The organism is Phenylobacterium sp., assembly GCF_031181185.1.
GTDB lineage: Bacteria > Pseudomonadota > Alphaproteobacteria > Caulobacterales > Caulobacteraceae > Phenylobacterium.
Map to the genome: position 1 here is coordinate 1 of NZ_JAPSKZ010000291.1, position 2652 is coordinate 2652.

The 2652-nt window shown below is 68.7% G+C and carries 2 protein-coding genes and 1 pseudogene; 2 read left to right on the forward strand and 1 reads right to left on the reverse strand.

Annotated features, from left to right (window positions below):
* Positions 1 to 205, forward strand: a pseudogene (locus RIF93_RS20000) (TerC family protein); the annotation flags it as partial.
* 10 nt (positions 206 to 215) lie between these two features.
* Here the strand turns inward: RIF93_RS20000 and metG are convergent.
* Positions 216 to 1931 carry a methionine--tRNA ligase gene (gene metG, locus RIF93_RS20005; RefSeq protein WP_309093199.1) on the reverse strand — a complete coding sequence of 572 codons (1716 nt, stop codon included), beginning with the start codon at positions 1929 to 1931 and terminating at the stop codon, positions 216 to 218.
* Positions 1932 to 2119: 188 nt separating this feature from the next.
* On the opposite strand from metG, the gene RIF93_RS20010 reads away from it, so the two are divergent.
* Positions 2120 to 2593 (forward strand): hypothetical protein, encoded by a 474-nt coding sequence (locus tag RIF93_RS20010; RefSeq protein ID WP_309093200.1) that lies wholly within the window; start codon positions 2120 to 2122, stop codon positions 2591 to 2593.
* Positions 2594 to 2652: the final 59 nt, after the last annotated feature.

The window sequence follows — 2652 nt, forward strand, 5'->3', positions numbered from 1 at the left end:
CGCCGCCCACGCCATCGCCCGGCTGCTGCACAAGTACCGCTGGATCGGCTACGTCGGCCTCGTCATCGTGCTCTACGTCGCCCTGCACATGATGTGGGAAGGCGGCCACGACGTGATCCTGCGCACCGGCAACGCCGAGGCCTTCAACGCTGCCGTCCCCAGCTTCATGGAAGTCCACCCCAAGGCCCCCGCCCCGGCGCACTAGGGCCCGCGGGTCAGGCGGCCTCGGTCTCCGCACCACCGAAGCGCTCGGTCCACTCCGCCACCTGGGCGTCCTCGACCTTCGCGAACAGCACCGGCGGAGCGGCGATCTTGGAGCCTTCCTTCAGTCGGGATAGCTCCGCCCTGCCGTCCGTCCCTGGCCATTGCGTCGGCGCATTCTCGAACGCGCCCAGGATCTTCTCCGCGGCGAACGGGATGAACGGCTGCGAGATGCGGCCGAACAGGGCGGCCAGGTTCAGGCCGGTGCGCACCACCGCAGCCGCCCGCTCGGGATCGGTCTTGATCGCGGTCCAGGGCGCGGCTTCCGTCAGATAGGCGTTGCCGGTCACCCATAGCTCGCGCAGGTCCTGCGCCGCCCGGCGGATCGAGATCGCCTCCAGGGACGCCGTCAGCGAGGCCAGGCCGGCGCCGATGTCAGCATAGAGCTTCTCCTCCAGCGGCCCGGGCTCGCCGCCCGCCGGCACGACGCCGTCGAAGCGGCTCTCGGCGAACTTGACGATCCGGTTCACGAAGTTGCCCAGCACATTGGCCAGGTCGCTGTTCACCGTGTTCTGAAAGTGCTCCCAGGTGAAGGGCGAGTCCGCGCTCTCCGGCGCATTGGCGGTCAGGTACCAGCGCCAGTAGTCGGCCGGCAGCAGCTCCAGCGCCGCATCCATGAACACGCCGCGCTTCTGGCTCGTCGAGAACTTCCCGCCGTACCAGTTCAGCCAGTTCAGGCTCTTCAGCAGGTCCACCGACTTCCACGGCTCTTCCGAACCCAGCAGGGTCGCCGGGAAGCTCACCGTGTGGAAGGCGACGTTGTCCTTGCCCATGAACTGGACGTAGCGGACGTCGTCCGCGCCCTTGTCCGTGCGCCACCAGCGCTCCCACTCCGCGCCGGTCGCCTCGGCCCACTCCACGGTCGCGCCGATATATTCGATGGGCGCGTCGAACCAGACGTAGAAGACCTTGTCCTCGAACCCTGACCGGGGCGCGCCGCCCTTCGTGACCGGAATGCCCCACGCGAGGTCGCGGGTGATGCCGCGGTCGATCAGCCCCTCGTCCAGGTGCTTGTAGGCGATCGAGCGGGTCAGCTGCGGGAACTCGGTCTTGCTGTCCACCCATTGGCGGATGCGGTCCGCCAGCTTCGACTGCAGCAGATAGAGGTGCCGCGTTTCGCGCACCTCCAGGTTCCGCGACCCCGAGACCGCCGAGTAAGGCTCCTTCAGGTCCATCGGGTCGAGCAGCCGGCCGCAGTTGTCGCACTGGTCGCCCCGCGCCTTGGGATAGTCGCAGTGCGGGCAGATCCCTTCGACGTAGCGGTCCGGCAGGAAGCGCTTGTCGTCGAGCGAATAGATCATCCGATCCGTCCGCTCCTCGATCAGGCCGTTCGCCTCCAGCGCCTCGCAGAAGTGCTGCGTCAGTCGGTGGTTCGGCGGGTTCGACGAGCGGCCGAACCAGTCCCACGACAGGCCGAACTCGGCGCCCACCCGCTTCTGGATGTCGTGCTGCTCGTCGCAATAGGTGCGCACGTCCTGGCCGGCCGCGGCCGCCGCCAGCTCGGCCGGCGTGCCGTGCTCGTCGGTGGCGCAGATGTAGAGCACCTCGTGGCCCTCGGCCCGCTTGAACCGCGCATAGACGTCCGCGGGCAGCATCGAGCCCGCCAGGTTCCCCAGGTGCTTGATGCCGTTGATGTAGGGCAGCGCCGAGGTGATCAGGATGCGGGACATGGAGCTCCGGGACGTCGGAAATTGCGGGAACCGCGGCTTATAGGCCGCCTCAGGTGGTTCGCCAAAGCGCCGCCCGCAAGAAACGCTCGCCAAACGCCGTTATCGGCGCAAACTCCACCTTAGGGCGAGGCGACGAGCCCGAGTCGAGAAGAACAGACAACGTCGCCGACATCGGAGGAACGCGAACCATGCGCAGGTTCATTCTCGTGGCGGGCGCGCTGGCCTGCCTTTCGCTCACCGCCTGCGAGGGCCAGGTCAGCCAGGCCGAGGCCACGCCCCAGCCGCCGCCGAAGAAGTCGCTGGCCCGGCCCGCGCCCATGTACGCCGGCCAGGAGCAGGTGCTCTCGATCCAGTCGGGCGACGTCGAGGTCGGCCATTCCGGCGGCCTCAACCTTTCCGCCAAGGCGACGGCCGCCAGCGCCGGCTACACCGCGCCGGCCTTCCTGCCCCGGATCTACGCGGCCCAGCCGGCCGACGGGATCTACGAGGTGGACGTCATCGCCACGGCGCCCACCGCGCCCGGCGCCCAGACGCCCACGCCCATCGACGTCAGCGGCCACTGGAACCGCTACTCGGACGGCCGGGTAAAGGGGATCAAGTTCATGTCCAAGACCAACGAGGTCACGGTCATGGTCCCGGCCAAGGCCGCGAGCGGCGGCTAAGCCTTCAGTGCGCGCCCCTTCTCCCCTTGCGGGAGAAGGTGGCCTGCGGAGCAGGCCGG

Bases quoted from the DNA above. Each gene is read 5' to 3' on its own strand.
- RIF93_RS20010 (WP_309093200.1), top strand. From the start codon at position 2,120: ATGCGCAGGTTCATTCTCGTGGCGGGCGCGCTGGCCTGCCTTTCGCTC.
- metG (WP_309093199.1), bottom strand. From the start codon at position 1,931: ATGTCCCGCATCCTGATCACCTCGGCGCTGCCCTACATCAACGGCATC.